Origin of the sequence: Lysobacter sp. TAF61 (assembly GCF_052113485.1) — a bacterium.
Classification (GTDB): Bacteria; Pseudomonadota; Gammaproteobacteria; order Xanthomonadales; family Xanthomonadaceae; genus Lysobacter_J.
Genome location: NZ_JBFRDH010000001.1, coordinates 783,890 through 804,528 on the forward strand (window position 1 = coordinate 783,890; position 20,639 = coordinate 804,528).

General features: G+C 68.3%; 20 protein-coding genes. 10 read left to right on the forward strand and 10 right to left on the reverse strand.

All coding sequences use genetic code 11. From position 1 onward, the window contains the following. Positions 1–15: 15 nt before the first annotated feature. Together AB4Y64_RS03525 and AB4Y64_RS03530 are read right to left on the reverse strand one after the other, a co-directional pair. On the reverse strand, positions 16–927 hold the full coding sequence (locus tag AB4Y64_RS03525; protein ID WP_441815034.1) for a cation diffusion facilitator family transporter: 912 nt from the start codon (positions 925–927) through the stop codon (positions 16–18). A 156-nt stretch (positions 928–1,083) separates the two neighbouring features. Next, positions 1,084–1,434 (reverse strand): MmcQ/YjbR family DNA-binding protein, encoded by a 351-nt coding sequence (locus AB4Y64_RS03530; RefSeq protein WP_441815035.1) that lies wholly within the window; start codon positions 1,432–1,434, stop codon positions 1,084–1,086. Between the two features lie 133 nt (positions 1,435–1,567). Between AB4Y64_RS03530 and AB4Y64_RS03535 the strand changes: the two genes are divergently transcribed. Both AB4Y64_RS03535 and AB4Y64_RS03540 read left to right on the forward strand, forming a co-directional pair. Next, positions 1,568–2,119 (forward strand): GNAT family N-acetyltransferase, encoded by a 552-nt coding sequence (locus AB4Y64_RS03535; RefSeq protein ID WP_441815036.1) that lies wholly within the window; start codon positions 1,568–1,570, stop codon positions 2,117–2,119. 106 nt (positions 2,120–2,225) lie between these two features. After that, a complete protein-coding gene (locus AB4Y64_RS03540) occupies positions 2,226–3,275 on the forward strand; it encodes a class I SAM-dependent methyltransferase (RefSeq protein ID WP_441815037.1) in 1,050 nt (349 codons plus the stop codon). A gap of 52 nt (positions 3,276–3,327) precedes the next feature. On the opposite strand, the gene AB4Y64_RS03545 is transcribed toward AB4Y64_RS03540, so the two are convergent. Beyond that, complete coding sequence (locus AB4Y64_RS03545; protein WP_441815038.1) at positions 3,328–3,753, reverse strand: organic hydroperoxide resistance protein; 426 nt, start codon at positions 3,751–3,753, stop codon at positions 3,328–3,330. A gap of 139 nt (positions 3,754–3,892) precedes the next feature. Then, complete coding sequence (locus AB4Y64_RS03550) at positions 3,893–4,381, reverse strand: MarR family winged helix-turn-helix transcriptional regulator (protein WP_441815039.1); 489 nt, start codon at positions 4,379–4,381, stop codon at positions 3,893–3,895. A gap of 185 nt (positions 4,382–4,566) precedes the next feature. On the opposite strand from AB4Y64_RS03550, the gene mfd reads away from it, so the two are divergent. Beyond that, positions 4,567–8,064: a transcription-repair coupling factor gene (mfd, locus tag AB4Y64_RS03555; protein WP_441815040.1), complete on the forward strand. Its 3,498-nt coding sequence runs from the start codon at positions 4,567–4,569 to the stop codon at positions 8,062–8,064. A gap of 69 nt (positions 8,065–8,133) precedes the next feature. After that, positions 8,134–8,661 carry a SixA phosphatase family protein gene (locus AB4Y64_RS03560; RefSeq protein WP_441815041.1) on the forward strand — a complete coding sequence of 176 codons (528 nt, stop codon included), beginning with the start codon at positions 8,134–8,136 and terminating at the stop codon, positions 8,659–8,661. A 22-nt stretch (positions 8,662–8,683) separates the two neighbouring features. Here the strand turns inward: AB4Y64_RS03560 and AB4Y64_RS03565 are convergent, their stop codons facing one another. Continuing rightward, the gene (locus AB4Y64_RS03565) at positions 8,684–10,270 is read right to left on the reverse strand and encodes a phospholipase D family protein (RefSeq protein WP_441815042.1); all 1,587 of its coding nucleotides are present in this window, start codon (positions 10,268–10,270) and stop codon (positions 8,684–8,686) included. Between the two features lie 100 nt (positions 10,271–10,370). Here AB4Y64_RS03565 and AB4Y64_RS03570 point away from each other — a divergent pair, with 100 nt between their 5' ends. From AB4Y64_RS03570 to aqpZ, 4 genes are all read left to right on the forward strand, one after another. Next, positions 10,371–10,781, forward strand: coding sequence for a hypothetical protein (locus AB4Y64_RS03570; protein ID WP_441815043.1), 411 nt, complete (start codon positions 10,371–10,373; stop codon positions 10,779–10,781). A gap of 91 nt (positions 10,782–10,872) precedes the next feature. Then, the gene (locus AB4Y64_RS03575; RefSeq protein WP_441815044.1) at positions 10,873–11,733 is read left to right on the forward strand and encodes a pirin family protein; all 861 of its coding nucleotides are present in this window, start codon (positions 10,873–10,875) and stop codon (positions 11,731–11,733) included. 276 nt (positions 11,734–12,009) lie between these two features. Then, a complete protein-coding gene (locus AB4Y64_RS03580; RefSeq protein ID WP_441815045.1) occupies positions 12,010–12,465 on the forward strand; it encodes a hypothetical protein in 456 nt (151 codons plus the stop codon). A 273-nt stretch (positions 12,466–12,738) separates the two neighbouring features. Then, positions 12,739–13,458 (forward strand): aquaporin Z, encoded by a 720-nt coding sequence (aqpZ, locus tag AB4Y64_RS03585; RefSeq protein WP_441815046.1) that lies wholly within the window; start codon positions 12,739–12,741, stop codon positions 13,456–13,458. Between the two features lie 583 nt (positions 13,459–14,041). Here aqpZ and AB4Y64_RS03590 read toward each other — a convergent pair. The 5 genes from AB4Y64_RS03590 to AB4Y64_RS03610 all read right to left on the reverse strand — a co-directional run bounded on the left by AB4Y64_RS03590 (position 14,042) and on the right by AB4Y64_RS03610 (position 18,866). Further along, a complete protein-coding gene (locus tag AB4Y64_RS03590; RefSeq protein WP_441815047.1) occupies positions 14,042–14,905 on the reverse strand; it encodes a pirin family protein in 864 nt (287 codons plus the stop codon). A 119-nt stretch (positions 14,906–15,024) separates the two neighbouring features. Further along, on the reverse strand, positions 15,025–15,618 hold the full coding sequence (locus AB4Y64_RS03595) for a class I SAM-dependent methyltransferase (protein WP_441815048.1): 594 nt from the start codon (positions 15,616–15,618) through the stop codon (positions 15,025–15,027). Between the two features lie 11 nt (positions 15,619–15,629). Beyond that, positions 15,630–17,792: a bifunctional 23S rRNA (guanine(2069)-N(7))-methyltransferase RlmK/23S rRNA (guanine(2445)-N(2))-methyltransferase RlmL gene (gene rlmKL, locus AB4Y64_RS03600; protein WP_441815049.1), complete on the reverse strand. Its 2,163-nt coding sequence runs from the start codon at positions 17,790–17,792 to the stop codon at positions 15,630–15,632. A 3-nt stretch (positions 17,793–17,795) separates the two neighbouring features. Continuing rightward, entirely contained in the window at positions 17,796–18,326 is a 531-nt protein-coding gene (locus AB4Y64_RS03605) for a hypothetical protein (RefSeq protein ID WP_441815050.1), read from the reverse strand. Positions 18,327–18,365: 39 nt separating this feature from the next. Continuing rightward, complete coding sequence (locus AB4Y64_RS03610) at positions 18,366–18,866, reverse strand: MOSC domain-containing protein (RefSeq protein WP_441815051.1); 501 nt, start codon at positions 18,864–18,866, stop codon at positions 18,366–18,368. Between the two features lie 153 nt (positions 18,867–19,019). Between AB4Y64_RS03610 and AB4Y64_RS03615 the strand changes: the two genes are divergently transcribed. Further along, entirely contained in the window at positions 19,020–19,592 is a 573-nt protein-coding gene (locus AB4Y64_RS03615) for an N-acetylmuramoyl-L-alanine amidase (RefSeq protein WP_441815052.1), read from the forward strand. Between the two features lie 130 nt (positions 19,593–19,722). After that, a complete protein-coding gene (gene tesB / locus AB4Y64_RS03620) occupies positions 19,723–20,634 on the forward strand; it encodes an acyl-CoA thioesterase II (protein ID WP_441815053.1) in 912 nt (303 codons plus the stop codon). Positions 20,635–20,639: the final 5 nt, after the last annotated feature.

Sequence of the window (20,639 nt, forward strand, 5' to 3'; positions counted from 1 at the left end):
TGACGGGCCGGAAACTCAGGCCGCCTTGTGGTCCGGCTCGAAGAAGCTCCAGCGCACTTCCGGGAAGCTCTGCTTCAGCGCGCGCTCGACCGTGTTGATCTGGTCGGTCAGCGCCAACACGCTGTGCTCTTCGCGCATCTGCGCCTGCACCGACACCAGCACCTCGTTGCCCAGTTGCAGCGTGATCAGGCTGATCACGCGCGCGATCTCCGGACGCGCATCGAGGAACTCGCGGATCTGCTTCTGCCGCGCCGGGTCGACACTCTGGCCGATCAGCATCGCCTTGACTTCGATTGCCACGAACACCGCGACGACGATCAGCAAAGCGCCAATCGTGATCGTGCCGATCGCGTCCCACAGCGGGTTGCCGGTGACCGCGGCCAGCAGCACGGCGATCAGCGCGAACACCAGGCCGAACAACGCCGCCAGGTCCTCGCCGAAGATCACCACCAGTTCGGCCTGGCGGCTCTCGCGGAACCATTGCCACAGGCTGCGATCACCGCGCGCCTTGTTGACCTCGAACAGGCACGCCCGCATCGATACGGCCTCGGCGACGATGCCGAACGTCAGCACGCCTGCGGCCCAGTACCAGTGCTTGATCGGCTCCGGGTTCTGCAGTTTGTGGATGCCCTCGTATAGCGAGAACATGCCGCCGACGGTGAACAGCATCACCGCCACCAGGAACGACCAGAAGTAGATCGCCTTGCCATAGCCGAGCGGATAGTCCGGCGACGGCGGCTTGGAGGCCTGGCGCAGGCCGAGCAACAACAGCAGCTGGTTGCCGCAGTCGGCGAGCGAATGCACGGTCTCGGCCAGCATCGCGCTGGAGCCGGTGAAGAACGCAGCCACGCCCTTGGCGACCGCGATCGCGAAATTGGCGCCCAGCGCGAACAGGATCGCGCGGGTCGAATCACCACCACCTGCCATGAGCCTTCCTTGTGTTGTCGCTGCGCGCCGAAACCACGCCGCGCGAGTCTAGCATCGGCCCATTGCCGGCCCGGCGCATGCGGCGCCGTGCCGGCGCCGATTACCGGCAGCGATCACACGCGGCGATCACCCTCGCTGGTCTATCGCGCTCGATGGTCAATCCGCCAGTTCGCGCTGGGTGCGCTTGGGCAGCTTCTCGCGGACCAGCTCGTAGCTGCGGCGGACCAGGTCGCGCAGCTCCGCGGCGGGCACCGGCTTGGGCTGCTCGATGTGGACCCAGTGCGCCCGGGCCAGGTACGGCGCCGGGATGAAGCCGGGCCGCTCGGTCAGCTCCAGGAACCGCTCGTCCTCGACCTTGAAGCTCATGCTGCCGGCCTTCGGGCCGCGCAGGCAGATCACGCAGAACATCTTGCCGGCAACCGAGAAGACCGGGTCGTCCTCCCATTTCACCGACTCCTCGACTCCCGGCCATTGCGCCAGCCAGCCCCGCACCGTGTCTTCATTCATTTCCTGCACCCCTGCCCGAACATTTTGCCCGCCTGCAATCCACAGGCGGCCATCCGATGAACGGCCCCCGTCGGGGGCGTCCTTGTGAAGATTGTGAATACGCCTCTGCGGGGAAGTGTGCCAATATCCGTCCATGGCCGCGCGCGAACGACTACCGCCCTGGCACGAAAGAATGCGGCTTCCCAACGGCCGCGAAGTGCTCATACGCCCGATTCGGCCCGAAGACGCCGAACCCATCCGCGCGAGCTTCTCCCTGCTCGAGCCCGAAGAGGTCCGCCAGCGCTTCCTGTATGCGCTCAAGGAGCTCACGACGGACATGGCCGACCGGATGACGCGGATCAACCCCAAGACCGAGTTCGCCCTGGTCGCGGCCGAGCCGCTGCCGCCGGGCGAGGCGCTGGTCGGCGCGGTGGCGCGCATCGCCATCGACGAGAACGGGAAGGACGCCGACTTCGCCATCCTGGTCAGCCACTACGTCGCCGGCATGGGCCTGGGGCGCTACCTGATGACGCGGCTGGTGAAATGGGCCCGCGGCAAAAAGCTCGACCGGGTCTATGGCGATGTCTTCGAGCACAACCAGGCCATGCTGGCCCTGGCCGAGTCGCTGGGCTTCCAGCGCGAGTTCCAGCAGGACGCGCCCGGCCTGATCCGGGTCGCACTGGACCTGAAGACGCGCAAGGCCTGAGGTTGTCCGCCGGGCCGGCGTTGCCGCGTTGAATTCTTTGGTTGGGGGGCCTGCGGCAGGGTGCTGCCGCGCGTCCATGGAAGGACCCCACCTTCCGGACGCTGCCATGACCGTAAACGAAGAACGCCTCAACCAGTTCCTGGGCCACGCCGTGGGTGACCTTGGCGCGGCGATCAGCGCCACCCTGATGCTGGTCGGCGACCAGCTCGGCCTGTACCGGGCGCTGGCGAAACGCCCCCTGACCTCGGTGCAGCTGGCCGCGGAAACCGACACCAACGAGCGCTACGTGCGCGAGTGGCTCGGCAACCAGGCCGCAGGCGGTTATGTCGAGTACGACGCGGCCGCCGACGCCTATTCACTCAATCCAGAACAGGCCCTGTGCCTGGCCGACCCCGGCGGCCCGGTCGATCTTCCCGGCGCCTACTCGCTGGTCGAGGCCACGTTCCATGCGCTGGAGCGGACCAAGGAAAACTTCCGCACCGGCAAGGGCATGGAATGGGGCGAACACCACCCGTGCCTGTTCCACGGCACCGAGCGCTTCTTCCGTGCCGGCTACAACGCCAACCTCATCACCAGCTGGCTGCCGGCGCTGGACGGCGTGCTGGAAAAGCTCAAGGCCGGCGGCAAGGCCGCGGATGTCGGTTGCGGGCATGGCGCCAGCACCACGCTGATGGCGCAGGCATTTCCGAAGTCGAGCTTCATCGGGTACGACTACCACCCAGGCTCGATAGAAGTGGCAAGCGAACGGGCCCGCCAGGCGCGGGTCGACAACGCCTACTTCGAGGTGGCCGACGCCACCAGCTACAGCGGCAACCACTTCGACCTGATCGCCTTCTTCGACTGCCTGCACGACATGGCCGACCCCGTGGGCGCGGCGCGCCATGCCCTGCATGCGCTCAAGCCCGACGGCACCTGCTTGCTGGTGGAACCGTTCGCCGGCGACAGCGTCCAGGACAACCTCAACCCGGTGGGGCGTGTCTATTACGGTGCGTCTTCGCAGATCTGCGTGCCGGTGTCGCTGGCGCGCAATGGCCCCGCGCTCGGTGCGCAGGCCGGTGAAGCCCGTTTGCGCGCCGTGCTGGAAGAAGCCGGCTTCAGGCAGTTCCGCCGGGCCACGCAGACGCCGTTCAACCTCGTGCTCGAGGCGCGGCCCTGACCTGCCTTGCTGCGCAGGAGCCGGCGAGCCGGCTCCTGCGCAGCACCTGGCCTCAGACCAGGGTCAGCGTGACGTCGATGTTGCCGCGGGTCGCGTTGGAGTACGGGCAGACCTGGTGGGCCTTTTCGATCAGCGCTTCTGCCTGCTCGCGCGGCAGGCCCGGCAGCGAGATCTTCAGCTCGGCCTGGATGCCGAACGCCTGGCCCTTCGGGCCGATGCCGACACTGCCTTCGATGCTGGCGTCGGCCGGAAACGCGATCTTCTCGCGCCCGGCAACCACCTTCAGCGCGCCGATGAAGCAGGCCGAATAGCCGGCCGCGAACAGCTGCTCGGGATTGGTGCCGTCGCCGCCGGCGCCGCCGAGTTCGCGCGGCGTGGTCAGCTTGATGTCGAGCACGTTGTCGGACGAGATGGCACGGCCGTCGCGGCCGCCGGTGACAGTGGCGTGGGCGGTGTAGAGGACTTTGTCGATGGACATGGGAGGACTCCTGGTTGGGGGCTGGGGGTGCTGGGGGAAGCCGTTTCCGGCGATGGAACAAACTTGCTGGATCATCATGGTGCGAGTTGATTAGCGTGTTATTTGATAGTGCGCTATCTATATGACATGGAAGCGAGGCTCACGCGTTCTTCGCCAAGCTCCCGCGAAGGGATTCGAGTTGCTGCTTGAGCGATTCCATCTCGTCGAGCGAGCATTCGGCGGCACACAGCAGGTCTGCCGGTACGGCCCGCGCCTTGGCCTTGAGTGCGCGGCCTTCGGCGGTCAGGGCGATGATCACCTGGCGCTCGTCGTCGGCGGCGCGCGTGCGGGTGATCCAGCCGGCCGTCTGCAGCCGCTTGAGCAGTGGCGTGAGCGTAGCCGAGTCCAGGAACAGGCGCTCGCCGATCTCGCTGACCGTGACCTGGTCGCGCTCCCACAGCACCAGCATCGCCAGGTACTGCGGATAGGTCAGGCCGAGTGGCCCGAGCAGGCGCCGGTAGACCTTGTTCAGCGCCAGCCCGGTCGAGTACAGGGCAAAGCAGACCTGCGCGTCGAGCGTCTGCGGCGCGGCGGTCTTCGCGCCCGCCTTGGCACCGGGTCTGTTGCTGGTGGCTGGGGCCTTCTTCATGTGGCGCAATTTACATAGCGCGCTATCTAATTGCAAGCGATAATTACAGCCGGCGGCGGAATACCGTGGTGCCGGGACGTTTTTCCGGCCCCGCCTGTCCCACTCACGTAAAATGCAGCCTCTTTGCGCTGGCGGCGATGGCTGCCGGCGCTGCATTCGTTTTCTCGCTCGAGACGCCCCCGCCGATGCCGAAGACCGATTTCCCGACCCCTCCCCTGCCCAAGGCGGGACGGCCGCGCGCCTGGTGGCGTGCGCCGGCGTCGCCGTCGGCGCTGGCCTTCCACATCGCTTCGGCCGCCCTTGCCCATGCCGGCCCGGTGCTGGCGGTCGCACGCGACAACCAGACCGCGCACCAGCTCGAATCCGACCTGCAAACACTGCTGGGCGGACAGGCCGGGCTGCCGGTGCTGGCGTTCCCGGACTGGGAAACGCTGCCGTACGACATCTTCAGCCCGCATCCCGACATCGTCAGCCAGCGCATGTCCGCCCTGCACCGCCTGCCCTCGCTCAAGCGCGGGATCGTGGTGGTACCGGTGCAGACCCTGCTGCAACGCCTGGCACCGCTCAAACACATCGTCGGCGGAAGTTTCGACGTCAAGGTTGGCCAGCGCCTGGACCTGGACGCCGAAAAGCGCCGGCTGGAATCGGCCGGCTACCGCCATGTCCCGCAGGTGCTCGACCCGGGCGACTTTGCCGTGCGCGGCGGCCTGCTCGATGTCTACCCGATGGGCGCCGAGCAACCGTTCCGCGTCGAACTGCTCGACGACGAGATCGACACCATCCGCGCTTTCGATCCGGAATCGCAGCGCTCGCTCGACAAGATCGATTCGGTGCATCTGCTGCCCGGTCGCGAGGTGCCGCTCGATGACGCCTCGCTCAAGCGCGCACTCGACAGCCTGCGCGAACGCTTCGACCTCGACACCCGCCGCAGTGCGCTCTACCAGGACCTCAAGGCCGGACTGACGCCGCCGGGCATCGAGTACTACCTGCCGCTGTTCTTCGACAAGACCGCGACGCTGTTCGATTACCTCGCTGCCGAAACGCTGCCGGTGATCGGCGACGGCGCATTCGAAGCAGCCGAGCAGTTCTGGACAAACACCGGCGAGCGCTACGAGCAGCGCGGCCACGATCTGGAACGGCCGCTGTTGCCTCCCGATGCGCTGTATCTCGCGCCGAACGCGCTGCGCGAGCGTCTCAACGAAGGCAACCGCGTCGAGGTCTGCGGTGAGGGCCATCCGCAGCGCGAGCGTGCCGAAGCCCTGGGCGACCAGCCGGCACCGGCCTTGCCGATCGCAGCCCGCGACCACGCCCCGGCCGATGCGCTCAAGTCGTTCCTTGGCAGCTATCCGGGCCGCGTGCTGATCGCGGCCGATTCGGCCGGCCGGCGCGAAGCGTTGCTGGAACTGTTGCACGCGGCCGGGATGCGGCCGGACGTGCTCCCCGGGTGGACAGCATTTGCGCCGACCCTCACCGCAACCCCTCTCGCGCGAGCGGGAGAGGGGCTTTCACGCTTCGCCATTGCGGTGGCGCCACTGGAAGATGGCTTCGCGATCAGCGAACCGCCCATCGCGGTGCTCACCGAGCGCCAGCTGTTCCCCGAGCGCGCCAGTCAGCCGCGCCGGCGCCGCAGGGTCGGTCGCGAGCCCGAGGCGATCATCCGCGACCTGGGCGAACTCAACGAAGGCTCGCCGATCGTGCACGAGGACCATGGCGTCGGTCGTTACCGCGGCCTGATCACCCTGGAAGCCGGAGGCCTGCCGGGCGAGTACCTCGAGATCGAGTACGCCAAGGGCGACCGCCTGTACGTCCCGGTCGCGCAGCTGCACCTGATCAACCGCTACTCCGGCGCTTCGGACGAAACCGCGCCGCTGCATTCGCTGGGTGGCGAGCAGTGGACCAAGGCCAAGCGCAAGGCCGCCGAAAAGGTCCGCGATGTCGCCGCCGAACTGCTCGAGATCCAGGCCAAGCGCCAGGCCCGGGCCGGCCTTGCGATCGACATCGACCGCAGCATGTACGAGCCGTTCGCGGCGGCATTCCCGTTCGAGGAAACGCCCGACCAGCATTCGGCCATCGAAGCGGTGATCCGCGACCTGGGCTCCAGCCAGCCAATGGACCGCGTGATCTGCGGCGACGTCGGCTTCGGCAAGACCGAGGTCGCCGTGCGCGCGGCCTTCGTCGCCGCCGCGGCCGGCAAGCAGGTGGCCGTGCTGGTGCCGACCACGCTGCTGGCCGAACAGCACTACCGCACCATGCGCGACCGCTTCGCCGACTGGCCGCTCAAGGTCGAGGTGCTGTCGCGCTTCAAGACCGCCAAGGAGATCAAGGCCGAGCTCGAGAAGGTCGCCGAGGGCAAGATCGATGTCGTCGTCGGCACCCATCGCCTGCTGCAACCGGATGTGCGCTTCAAGGACCTGGGCGCGGTGATCGTCGACGAGGAACAGCGCTTCGGCGTGCGCCAGAAGGAAGCGCTGAAGGCGCTGCGCGCCAACGTCCACCTCCTGACGATGACCGCCACGCCCATCCCGCGCACGCTCAACATGGCCATGGCCGGCCTGCGCGACCTGTCGATCATCGCCACGCCACCGGCACACCGTCTGGCGGTGCAGACCTTCGTGGTGCCGTGGGATGACGCGCAGCTGCGCGAGGCATTCCAGCGCGAGCTGTCGCGCGGTGGCCAGGTGTACTTCCTGCACAACGACGTCGAGAGCATCGGCCGCATGCAGCGCCAGCTACAGGACCTCGTGCCGGAAGCGCGCATCGGCGTGGCCCACGGCCAGATGCCCGAGCGCGAACTGGAGCGGGTGATGCTCGACTTCCACAAGCAGCGTTTCAACGTGCTGCTATCGACGACGATCATCGAATCGGGCATCGACATCCCCAACGCCAACACCATCATCATGAACCGCGCCGACAAGTTCGGCCTGGCGCAGCTGCACCAGCTGCGCGGCCGCGTCGGCCGTTCGCACCATCGCGCCTATGCCTACCTGGTGGTGCCGGACAAGAAGTCGATCACCGCCGATGCGCGCAAGCGCCTGGATGCGATCGCGGCAATGGACGAGCTCGGCGCCGGCTTCACCCTGGCCACTCACGACCTGGAGATCCGCGGCGCCGGCGAGCTGCTGGGCGAGGAGCAGAGCGGGCAGATGGCCGAGGTGGGCTTCAGCCTGTACACCGAGCTGCTCGAACGTGCGGTGCGCTCGATCAAGCGCGGCGAGCTGCCCGACGTGGACGGCAGCCAGGCGCGCGGCGCCGACGTCGAACTGCACGTGCCCGCGCTCATCCCGGACGACTACCTGCCGGATGTGCACACCCGCCTGACGCTGTACAAGCGCATCAGCGGTGCCCGCGATGCCGACGAACTGCGCGAACTGCAGGTCGAGATGATCGACCGCTTCGGCCTGCTGCCCGACGCGGCCAAGCATCTGTTCGCGATCGCCGAGCTCAAACAGAGGGCGACGACGCTGGGCATCCGCAAGCTCGACCTGGGCGAGAAGGGCGGACGCGTGCAGTTCGTCGAGAAGCCCAACGTCGATCCGATGGCGATCATCAGGCTCATCCAGGGCCAGCCGAAGCTGTACCGGATGGAGGGGCCCGACAAGCTGCGCATGACGCTGGAGCTGCCGGACGCGCAATCGCGGCTGCTTGCCGCGCGCGGGATAGTGACGGCATTGCAGCCGGCCTGACGATCTGCCTGGGCAGGATTGCGCGTCCTCGCGGTATCGTGGCGCGCAGTCCATCCGCGGAATCGCACGATGAAGCCCACCCTGCCCGTCCGGTTCGCTCTTCCTGTCCTGCTCGCGCTCGCCTTTCTCGGCGGCTGCGCGGGCGCACCGCCGCCGGCGACCAAGACAACCACCTTCATCCTCGTGCGTCACGCCGAAAAGGTCGCGGACGGGTCGAAGGACCCAGAGCTGACACCGGCCGGCCTGACCCGCGCCGATGCGCTCGCGGCACGACTGGCCGACGTTCCGCTCGCCGCCGTCTATTCGACCGCCTATCGCCGCACGCAGCAGACCGCGGCGCCGACGGCCCGCGGGCATGCGCTGGCAGTCACCGCCTACGACGCCAAGGAGCCCGCCGCCGAGCTTTCATCGCGGCTGCAGCGCGAACACGCCGGCGACACCGTGCTCGTGGTCGGCCACAGCAACACCATTCCGGGCATTGCCGCGGCGTTGTGCAACTGCGTCGTGGCCGAGATGAGCGAGACCGAGTACGACCGCCTGACAACGGTGCGGATCGGTGCGGACGGCAAGGCCACGCTCGAGGAGGGCCGGCAGTAGTCGGCCCGGCAACGTCACCGCCCTACAGCTGCGACTCCACCGGCAGCCAGGCGATCACGCGCGCGACCATCCTTCGCCCCATGCCCACGGCCGGCTCGTGCGTCCACTCGCGCGCGGGCTCGGTCGAGCCATCGCGCCAGCGCAGTTCGCCGTCCTGCAGCCAGAGCCGGTAGCTGTAGCGTGGACCGGTCTTGAGCTTGTAGTTGGCCAGCATGTCGGCGCCGAGCTGGCGGTCGCTGAAGAGGATGCCCATCTCGGTATTGAGGTTGATCGAACGCGGGTCGAGGTTGAACGAACCGACGAACCCGACATTGCGGTCGACCACGAACGCCTTCGTGTGCAGGCTGGCGCCACTGGAGCCGATGCCACTGCCACTGCCGATGCCGCCGATGCCACCGACCCGCCCGTCCTGGCCGCTGTTGGCCATCAGCTCGAACACGTCGATGCCACCCTCGAGCAGCGGCAGCCGATACGGCGCGTAGCCGCCGTGCACGGCGGTGACGTCGGTGGCCGCCAGCGAGTTGGTGATCACGCCGACGTGGACGCCGCGCTTGCGCAGCGCGACCAGCGCGGCAACGCCCCGGTCGCCGGGCACGAAATACGGAGAACTGAAGAACAGCTCGCTGCGTGCGGCCAGCGCGGCCGGGATCAGGATGTCGGCCAGCCAGGCCTTCCTCGGCGCGCCTTCGGCCTTTTCCGGCGGGTCCGAGTAGACATGCGCGTCGCGGGTCCAGCGCGGCAGCTTCTCGCCGCGCAGCAGTGCGCCGATGGTCGGAGCCTGGCGCAACCTTGCCAGATAGGGATGGGCATCGCGCGAGCCATGATCGAGTTCGATGATCCGACGCAACCGCTGCAGCGAACGCTCGTCGCTGTCCACCAGCGCCGCCAGCGGGATGGCCGAGGCGCTGTTCCAGAACGCGTCGAAGATGGCGGCGGTTTCCTGCACCGGCGGCCCGACCACGGCCAGGTCGGCATCCATGAAATTGGATTCCGACGAGGCCCCGAAGTATTCGTCGCCGATGTTGCGGCCACCGACCACCGCGATCCTGCCGTCGACGATCCACGCCTTGTTGTGCATGCGCCGGTTGAGGCTGAAGCCGCGCAGCAGCAGCTCCACGCCGCGCATGAAGCTCGATGCACGCGCACGCGACGGATTGAACATGCGCACTTCGATGTTGCGGTGCTGGTCCAGCGCGGCCAGCAGCGAGTCCTTCTTGTGTGCGTTGAGATCGTCCAGCAGCAGGCGCACGCGCACGCCACGATCGGCCGCGCGCAGGATTTCGTGGATGATCAGGTTGCCGGTGAGGTCCGGCTTCCAGATGTAGTACTGCAGGTCGAGGCTGCGTCCGGCGGCACGCGCGGCAAGCGCACGCACCGCGAAGGCATCGAGGTTGCCGGTGATCAGCGACAGCCCGGCTTCGCCCGGATGCGCCTGCGTCATTGGCGCCACCGCGCGGTCCACTGCCGTCTCGATGCGATCGGCGGCAATGGCCTGCGAGGGTTCGCCGCGGGCATACGCGGCGAAGCGGCCATAGCTGAAGACCGACAGCGCCGAGGCCACGACCAGGGCAATTGCAGCGATCCCGAACCAGCGCAGCTTCCTGGTCATGGCTTCGTGCTCATTTGGAGGGCGCTGGTGGCGGGCACGAAACGATTCTAGCCATGGCCCCTGCACGGCCACTTCACATCGCCGCTTACAATCGCCGGCCATGAGCCCCCTGACGAAACTGTTCGCCAGCGCCACCGCGCTGACCGCCATCCTGGCCGGCTGCAGCAGCCCGGTTCGCACCGGCGCACCGGTGTCGACCAGCCAGCCATTCACGCTGGAACCCGGCGGCCGCGCCGCGTTGCCGCAGCAGGCGTCGTTGCGTTACGTCGGCGTCGACAGCGATTCGCGCTGCCCGCCGGATGTGCAGTGCGTCTGGGCGGGCGACGCGCAGGTGCGGCTGGTGTTCGAACAGTCGGGCAAGCAGGTCCAGGTCGTGCTGCACACCGCCAATCCCACGCCGCAACCGCTGGGCCCATGGACGCTGGTGCTGGTCGGGCTGGAACGTGGCGCCGCCCCGACGGCGACGTTGCGCCTGGACCAGGCCGGCGCCGCCACCGGCCAGCAGCGGTGACGGCCACAACGGGCTGTTGCGCGAAACGCAACGCAGCCGTCGGCCCTGGCATGCCAAGCTGCCACCTGCTTCGATCACGACGAGGAACGACATGACCACCATCGTCTCACCGCGCGTACACGACCTCGGCGGATTCCAGGTGCGGCGCGCCGTGCCGAGCATCCAGGCCCGCTCGGTCGGGCCGTTCGTGTTCGTCGACCACATGGGCCCGGCGGTGTTCGAACCCGGACGCGGCATCGACGTACGGCCGCACCCGCACATCGGGCTGGCGACGGTGACGTTCCTGTGGTCGGGCTCGATCACCCACCGCGACACGCTCGGCAGCGAACAGGACATCAACCCGGGCGACGTCAACTGGATGACCGCCGGACGCGGCATCGCCCACTCCGAACGCACCCCGGCGATGCTGCGCGAGCACGACCATCCGTTGCACGGCATGCAGACCTGGGTGGCGCTGCCGCGTGCGCACGAGGAAGCCGAACCCGGCTTCTTCCATCACCCATCCGCGGCGCTGCCGCAGCAGCGTCGCGACGGCAGTTGGCTGCGCATCGTCGCCGGCCGCGGCTACGGCGAGGAATCGCCGGTGAAGGTCTACAACGACACGCTGTACGTCGCCATCGACCTGGATGCCGACGCCGAACTGGCACTCGACGACGGCCACGCCGAGCGGGCGCTGTATGTGCTGGAGGGAGACGCCCAGCTGGACGGGGTCGACATCCCGGCCATGCACCTGGTCGTGCTCGACCCGGGCACCCGGCCCAGGCTGCGCGCGCGCACGCCGCTCAAGGCGATGCTGCTGGGTGGCGAGCCGCTGGACGGGCCGCGCCACCTGTGGTGGAACTTCGTCTCCAGCTCGAAGGAGCGTATCGAGCAGGCCAAGCTGGACTGGCAGGAGGGACGCTTCGGGAAGGTCCCCGGCGACGACGAGTTCATCCCCCTCCCGGAGCGTTGAGGCCCCCCTGCCGAGGCGTTGAGGCCTCCTGGCGGGGCTCCAGGCCCCGCAATGGCCGGCGACTCCCCGCCCCCCGGGCCATCGCCGCCCCACTGCCCCCGGCCGACCCCGCCGACCCATAAGTTCGGCCACCCGCCTATTAAGGATCGTTATTTGTCAAGTGCCGTTTTCTGGACTATGTTCGGTCCAGATCGGGCAACTTGATCACGTTTTGATCAATCCGTTCTGGCGTTTTGGGGTTTGGGGCTGTTAGGCAATGACCACAGGGGGTTAGTCGTGAAGACGACGGCATGGCGTATGTCGGCCTTGCCCGTGCTCGCCGGGCTCATGTTCGCGGCGAACGCACAGGCGCAAGACCAGGGGACGTGTCCACAGCTACCGGCAAGCTCGGGGCTGATCTGGGAGTACAAGGGCAGTGGCGGCGGCGATTTCTGCCGGGCGCTGCGCGAGGATGGCTCCGAAGCTTTCGGCCTTTACATCGCGACCAAGTCACCGTTCACGCCCAAGCGCGGCAACCGCGCCGAAGCTGGCGTGATCGATGGCCAGACGATGTTCTGGTACAAGGGCGAAGTGGCGATCCGGCCGGACATGCAGGTTCGCGAAACGCTGATCGAGCTGCCTGACGGGCGCACCGCGCACATCTGGCTGCAGGCAAGCGATACGCAGCTGGGCAATTCGATCATGCAGGCGCAGTCGATCCGCTTCCCGGCGACGCGATTGACCAGCAAGTAGGTCACTGAAGGCGCCGCGGCCTGGCCGCGGCCCGTGGAGGCGCGCGTCCGTCGCGCGGGTACCTCCGGTTGCGCTGCGGGCGGGCACGCCTGAGCGCCCACAATCTGACCCTGCATCGCCAGCCCTGCATCACTCTGGCTCTACAACTGCGCCCTAAGATAGGCCGGCCCCGCCTTGCGGCCGGGCATGTCACTGCATCAGCACCGCTCGGGTGGTTGGTTGGCAGTAGCGCCCGGGCTTCCGTCGTTTCGCAAGGAAGGATCTGGAGGCAGCATGATCAAGCGTCTCGGGGCAGAGTTCATCGGCACGTTCTGGCTGGTACTGGGCGGTTGCGGCAGTGCGGTGCTGGCGGCCAACTTTGGCGGTGATGGCAACCCGCTGGGCATCGGGTTTCTCGGCGTGGCGCTCGCGTTCGGCCTGACGGTGCTGACCGGTGCATACGCGCTTGGCCACATTTCCGGTGGTCACTTCAATCCGGCAGTAAGTTTCGGTCTTTGGGCCGGCGGTCGTTTCCCGGCGCGCGATCTGTTGCCCTACATCATTGCGCAGGTGCTCGGCGGTCTGTTCGCCGGTTTCATCCTGTGGCAGATCGCCAGTGGCACGGCCACATTCGCGGTCGATCCGAATGCCGCCGGGGCGTTCGCCAGCAACGGTTACGGTTCGCATTCGCCGGGCGGTTATTCGGTGGCCGCGGCGTTCCTGTGCGAGGTGGTGATGACGGCGATGTTCCTGGTGGTGATCCTGGGTGCGACGCATCCGCGGGCGCCAGCCGGTTTCGGGCCGTTGGCCATTGGTCTTGCGCTGACGTTGATCCACTTGATCAGCATTCCGGTCACCAACACGTCGGTGAATCCGGCGCGTTCGACCGGCGTTGCGGTGTTTGCCGGGGCGGCGGCCATTTCGCAGCTGTGGCTGTTCTGGGTGGCGCCGATCGCGGGCGGTCTGCTCGGTGGCGTGATCTATCGCTGGCTGGGTGACGACGGGCAGCGCTGAGGCTCCTCGTACTTGGCAACCTTGAGGGCCACGCTGATCGGTGTGGCCCTTTTTTAACGCCGCCGCTGGGGTTGGGTGGTCGGTGGGGGAGGAGGTGGGGTGTATTCCGTGGACCTCCGCTTCGCTGCGTTAATCGTCCACGAAATACACCCCACCCCCTCCTCACCCACGCTGCAGTTGTTTTGTTGACTTCGCGTGTTGGCGCTCTTGCGCTGCCCGCGTGACGCAGCTGCGAGGGTGGGACTCGGGCTGGTTGGATCCAGGGCGGTGTCCGTGCCCTACTCATTCGCGCGTCCGCTCGGTGAGCTCGGGCCCGGACGCCCGCGAAAGGATCAGGTGGATTTAAAACCACTGAGGAGCCGCGACGCCGGGTTCCCGACTTCGCGGGAATGACGGCTCTTTGGACGAAGACCGGGCAATGAATTGGCAGGGCGTCGTTCGACGGGCCGGGGATTGATCCGCAGCGGGACATGGATGTCCCGCGCCCCGCATCGGACATGGATGTCCGACTAAGGGGCGGAGCAATCCCCGGCCCGGCGGACGGCGCCCCTCCGAAGAGACGACGCCACTCAGGCGCGCGCCGTTAGAACCGCCCTTCCTGGAAATCGACGAAGGCCTGCATGATCTGCTCCTTCGTGTTCATCACGAACGGACCGTAGCGAGCGACGGGCTCGCGCAGAGGACGGCCGCCTACCAGGATCACGCGTACACCCTGCGTGCCGGCGCGCAGCTTGAAGATGCGGCCGCCATTGAGAACGGCCAGCTGTTGCATCGACAGCGCGCGTGCATCGTCGCCGTCGCCCACCGTGCCCTCGCCTTCGAACGCATAGACGAACGCGTTGTGGCCGTCGGGCAACTCGTACTGCCACGATGCACCTGCCGCCAACTCGATGTCGAGGTAGAGCGGATCGGTGGCCGGCTGCTGGATCGGGCCGGCGATGTCGCCGATGCGACCGGCGATCAGCTTCACGTTGACGCCCGGTGCAGGCTGCAACTGCGGAATGCGATCGGGTGCGAACTCCTGGTACTGCGGATCGGCCATTTTCTCGCTGGCCGGCAGGTTCACCCACAGCTGGAAACCGCGCATGCGACCTTCGTGCTGCTCGGGCATCTCCGAATGCACCAGGCCGCGACCGGCCGTCATCCACTGCACGCTGCCGGGCACCAGCACACCTTCGTTGCCGTGGTTGTCCTTGTGGCGCATGCGCCCGTCGAGCATGTAGGTGACCGTCTCGAAGCCGCGATGCGGATGGTCCGGGAAGCCGGCCAGGTAATCCTCGGGCTTGTCGGTGCCGAACTCGTCCAGCAACAGGAACGGATCGAGCATGTCCAGCTGCGGCGTGCCGATCACCCGCGTCAGGCGTACGCCGGCGCCGTCGGAGGCCGGCATGCCGCGGATGACGCGGCCGATGCGGGCGAAGTCCTGGCTGGTGTCGATATGGCTCATGGCGAACTCCGGAACTGGGTATCAGCGCAACAATGTCGGGGGTCGGCGCGACCGCTGCCAGCGCCGCGGATGGAACGATCCATTACACCGCCGCCGGCCCGTCGCGCACTTGGTTGGGGTCAGCCGCGGCGGCTTAGGACGTAGACCGTGGCGGGCGGCACATTGAGCAGCACGAACTCGCCGCGCTCGACCTCCAGGCCAAGCTCCTCGGCCACGTCGGCGGCCAGCGGCGACTGCGGGCCGTAGGTGAACTGCAGGAAGCGCCCGCCTTCACGCAGGCAGGCGAAGGCCGCGCGCAGGATCTCGCGCTGCGCGGCCCGCGGCATGCTCAGGAACCCGAGCCCGGACACGATCGCGTCGGCCTGGCCGTCGGCCAGGTAGCCGTCATCGCCGGCGAGCTGTTCGAGGTCGCGGGCATCGCCCAGCACGATGCGCACCTGCGGGAAGCGCGCACGCAGGTGCGCATGCAGTTCCTCGTTGAGTTCCAGCACCAGCAACTCGCGACCAAGGATGCCGCCCGCCAGCAGCGCGCGCGTGATCGCGCCCGTGCCACCGCCCAGCTCGATCACCCGGCGAGCGCCCGCCGGCAAGGCGGCGACCATCGCCGCCGCCAGGTCTCGGCCCGAGGGCGTGACCGCCGCGGTGCGCGCCGGATTGCGCAGCCATTGCCGGAAGAACGTCCACGAACCTTTCGGGAGCGTCAGCCGGCGCATGCGCTTCTCTCTCAGGCCAGGCGCTGAAGGCGCCAGCAGCGGTGGATGCGGGCGTCGCGTTCGAAGTCCGGCGGGATCGTCTGCGCGCTGATGTCGACGCAACTGGCGAACTGCGCGATCGCCGCTTCATCCAGGCGGAAGCGACGGAAGTTGTTGGAGAAGTACAGGACACCACCCTCATCCAGTCGCGCCACCGCAGCACGCAGCAGGCGCACGTGCTCGGCCTGCACGTCGAAGTCCTCGGCGCGCTTGGAATTGGAGAACGTCGGCGGGTCGCAGAAGATCAGGTCGTACTGCTGCGTGTCCGCCTCCAGCCAGGTCAGCGCATCGGCCTGGACCAGGCGGTGGCGCGTGCCGCCGAAGTCGTTCTCGCGCAGGTTGTCGGCGCACCACTCCAGGTAGGTCGCCGAGAGGTCGACCGTGGTGGTGGTGCGGGCGCGGCCAACCGCGGCATGCACGGTGGCGGCGCCGGTGTAACCGAACAGGTTGAGGAAGCGGGTGTCCTCGGCCTCGGCGGCAATGCGCAGGCGCATCGGCCGGTGATCGAGGAACAGGCCGGTGTCGAGATAGTCGAACAGGTTCACGCGCAGGCGGGCATCGCCCTCGCGCACGGTGACCAGTTCGCCACGCGAATCGAACTGGCCGTACTTGCTGCCACCCTTGCCGCGGGCGCGGGTCTTCAGCGCGACATTCTCGCGCGGCACGGCAAACACCTCGCGTGCCGCGGCGAGGAGCTCGTTGAGGCGCTTGCGCTGCACCGGCTCCGGAATGTCGGCCGGCGCGGCGTACTCCTGCACGTGCAGGAAGGTACGCGGCGTGGCTTCGTCGGTGACGTAGACGTCGATCGCCGCGGAATACTCGGGCAGGTCGGCGTCGTAGGCGCGGTAGCAGCTGACGTGTTCGCGCTCGCGCCAGGACTTGAGCTTGCGGATGTTCTTGCGCAGGCGATTGGCGACCATCTGCGCGCCCTCCGACAGCACCGGCGCCTGTTCGGCGCGCTCGCGCTGGGGCGGTGCGATCGGGTCGCAGGCGATCAGCGTGCATTCGATCGCGCCGTTGAACAGCTGGTATTTCTTGCCGGCGCGCAGGCCGGTGGCGAAGGCGAGCTCGGCATCGCCGCAGAGCAGGCTGGCGCGCCAGTCGGGCACGGCACGCTTGAGGTTGTCGCCGAGCCCGCGGTAGAGGGCGGCGTCGGCGGCGAGGCGGGCGTCGTAGGGCGGGTTGCAGACGACGAGGCCGCGCGAACCCGGGGCCGGGTCCTTGTCGCCGCCAGGCGCCTGCAGCGAACGGATGTCACCCACCCGCCACTCGATCACGCCCGCCAGTCCCGCCAGCACCGCGTTGTCCTGCGCGGCACGGATCGCGTGCGGATCCAGGTCGCTGCCGAAGAACACCGGGCGCAACGCATTCATGCCGGTGGCTTCACGGGCACGGGCATCGTCGACCAGCTGGCCCCACGTGCCGGCATCGAAGCCCAGCCAGCGCGTCGGCACCGCGTTGCCGTGCCGCTGCAAACCCGGCGCGACATCGGCCGCCATCAGCGCGCCTTCGATCAGCAGCGTGCCGCTGCCGCACATCGGGTCGAGCAGCGAGCCGCCGTCCGCGTACACCTTCGGCCATTGGCCACGCAGCAGCACCGCCGCCGCGAGGTTCTCCTTCAACGGCGCTTCGCCCTGCTTGCTGCGCCAGCCACGGCGGTGCATCGGGCCGCCGCCGAGATCGATCGAGACAATCGCGCGGCCCTTGCGCAGGACCAGGCTCAGGCGCAGGTCCGGCGCTTCGACATCGACGTCCGGACGCGAACCGGTGCGCGCACGCATGACGTCGACCACCGCATCCTTGACCCGCTGCGCGGCATAGCGCGCATGCGTGATCGCATCGCCCGACACATGTGCATCGACCGCGACCGTGTCGCCCGGGCCCAGGTGCTGCGGCCAGTCGATCGCGGCGACGCCGGCATACAGCGCGTGCTCGTCGGGGCAGTCGAATTCGGCGATCGGCCACAGCACGCGGCTGGCCAGGCGCGACCACAGCACGGCGCGCTGCGCATCGAGCGCACTGCCTTCGACGTTGGCGCCGGCCATGGCCGCGGTCGCGCGCGTGCATCCCAGTGCGACCAGTTCGTCGGCGAGCAGGTATTCCAGGCCCTTGCCGCAGCTTGCGAAGAATTTCATGACTTACAGCACCGACAGCAGGGAGGCGAAGGCGTCGGCGCTGGCGTCGACGTGCTCGGACAAACGATGGCCATCATTGACCAGCAGCAGGCGCGAACCACGCTCCTGCGCCCAGGCAACGACGGCGCTGGCCGGGATCAGTTCATCGTGCCAGCCGTGGATGATCGAGGTCGGCACGGCGGCGGCCTCCAGCCTGGGTGCAGGCCCCATCTTGATCGGGGGCGCCATCAGGAACAGGCCGGCGGTCGGCACCTGCAGCGACACCAGGCCCGAGATGTAGGCGCCCAGGCTCGAGCCGGCCAGCACCACCGGACCGCGCGTAGCCGCAGCGCGCGCCAGCTCGAGCAGGCGCTGCAGGCGGTTGGGCACGTCGCCCAGGTCGCTGATGTCGCGGCGCGCATCGAAGGCGGTGAAGTCGGGCCGCTCATGGCTCCAGCCCAGGCGCTCGGCGACGTCCGCCAGCGCGGTGACCTTGGTCGCGTCCGGCCCGCTCTCGAAACCGTGGGAAAGGATGCAATGTCCGCGCGTGCTCATGGCGTTCCTGTTCGTTCGTGCCGGTTCGTTCGTGCCGTTTCAATCATGGAGTGCGACGACGGCGTCGCCGATCTGGATCGTGCCGCCGTCGAGGATGCGTGCGCACAGTCCGCCGTGGCCGCGCATCGCGTTGTAGCCACCAGGACCGAGCGCGGCCTCCATGCGCGAGCACGGATCGCAATCCTCGGTGCCTTCCAGCAGCACCTCGCCGATGCGGAAGCGGCGGCCCTTGAGCGCCACCAGCGGCAACCCGGAGACGACCAGGTTGCGGCGCAGCGTGGCTGGCGCCACCGAGGCGTGGCCGGACAGCGCCGCGATCACCGGCAGATGCTCGGCCTGGATCAGGGTGATGCCACGCTTCCCGCTGCCACCGCTGTAACGGTCGCCCGAGAGGCCGGCGCCGGAGGTGGCGATCACCTGCGCGACGGACTCCATCGCGACTTCGCGCCGCGGTCGCAGGCCGATCCATTCGACCCGGCCCTGGCGCGGCAGCATGGCCATCAATTTGCCGAGCTCGGAGTCGGCGGGAGGAAGCTTCATGACGGGGATCCGTGCAGTCCTGGCGATGGTCTGTCCGGGCCGGCGCCTGGGGCGCGCGATCCGGGAGGCTCGACGCCGCATCGTTGGTCGGCTGGTCGTCGGAGGCCGGCGGCGAGCAAGGCCGGGCGGGGGCGAATGGTAGCATCCGGCCCCATGTTGCCCGACCTGACGGCCCCGCCAATCGCCTTCGCCCCCCTGCCCTACCAGGACCGACTGGACGTGCGTGCGCTCGACCAGATCGACCTGGTGGTGATTCATTGCACCGAGCTGCCGGACCTGGCGATGGCGCGCCGCTTCGGCGAGGAAGTGCTGTACGAGGGCTCGCAGACCGGCAACAGCGGCCATTACTACATCGACCGCGACGGCAGCCTGCACCAGTTCGTCGCCCTCGACCGCGTCGCCCACCACGTGCGCGGCTACAACCCGCGCGCCATCGGCATCGAACTGGTCAACCGCGGCCGCTACCCGGACTGGCTGGCGGCGCACCACCAGGCCATGGGCGAGCGCTACACCCCCGAGCAGATCGACGCACTGGTCGCCCTGCTGCGACACCTGCGGGCCACCCTGCCCGCGCTGCGCCTGATCGCCGGCCACGAGGACCTGGACACCACCACGGTCGCCGCCAGCGATGACCCGTCGGTGCAGGTGCAGCGCAAGCTCGACCCCGGCCCGCAGTTCCCGTGGCCGCGGGTCATGGCGGCGGTGGACCTGGAACGGATTCCGTAGTCTGAAACCGACTACGGGCAATGAATCGCCGAAGCGTCGTTCACCGCGCCCTTCCGGAGGCACGGGCCAGCAGGGATCCAGGAGCCCATCTCGTATACTTCCGATCCGCGTCCCACGAGCTTCCCGCGCAATGACTTCACCCGCCTCCGAGCAAGTCGTTCCCGAGCTGGTCGAACTGCTCTCGCTCGAGCGCCTGGAGGACAACCTGTTCCGCGGCCAGAGCCGCGACATCGGCACCAAGTACGTCTTCGGCGGCCAGGTCCTGGGCCAGGCACTGTCGGCGGCACAGGCCACGATGGAACAACCGCGCGGCGCCCACTCCCTGCATGCCTACTTCCTGCGCGCCGGCGACATTGCCGCGCCGATCGTCTACCAGATCGACCGCACCCGCGACGGCGGCAGCTTCTCGGTGCGGCGGATCACCGCGATCCAGCACGGCGAAGTGATCTTCTTCATGGCCGCCTCGTTCCAGCAGGACGAGGACGCCGTCGAGCACCAGCTGACGATGCCCGAAGTGCCCAAGCCCGAGGACATCGCCCCGGCGCCCCCGGTGCCCGAGCACGTGATGGCAACGCTGCCGACCAAGGTCCAGCGCTGGCTGTCGCGGATGGGCCCGTTCGAATTCCGCCACGTCTACCCGCGCGACGAACTCAACCCGCCCAAGCGACCGCCCTACCAGCACGTCTGGTTCCGCCTGAGCGAGCGCGTCGGCGACGCCCCGGAACTGCATCGCGCCCTGCTCGCCTACGCCTCCGACTTCCACCTGCTGGGCACGGCGACCTTCCCGCACGGCATCAGCTACTACCAGCCGAACGTGCAGATGGCCTCGCTCGACCACGCCCTGTGGTTCCACCGCCCGTTCCGTGCCGACGAATGGCTGCTGTACTCGATCGACAGCCCCAGCGTGCAGAGCAGCCGCGGCCTCGCCCGTGGCCAGATCTTCGACCGCGAAGGCCGCCTGGTCGCCAGCACCGCGCAGGAAGGCCTGATCCGCGTCGTCCGCGACGCGGCCGCGGCCGCGCACGTCCCGGCCAAGGGTTGAGCGGC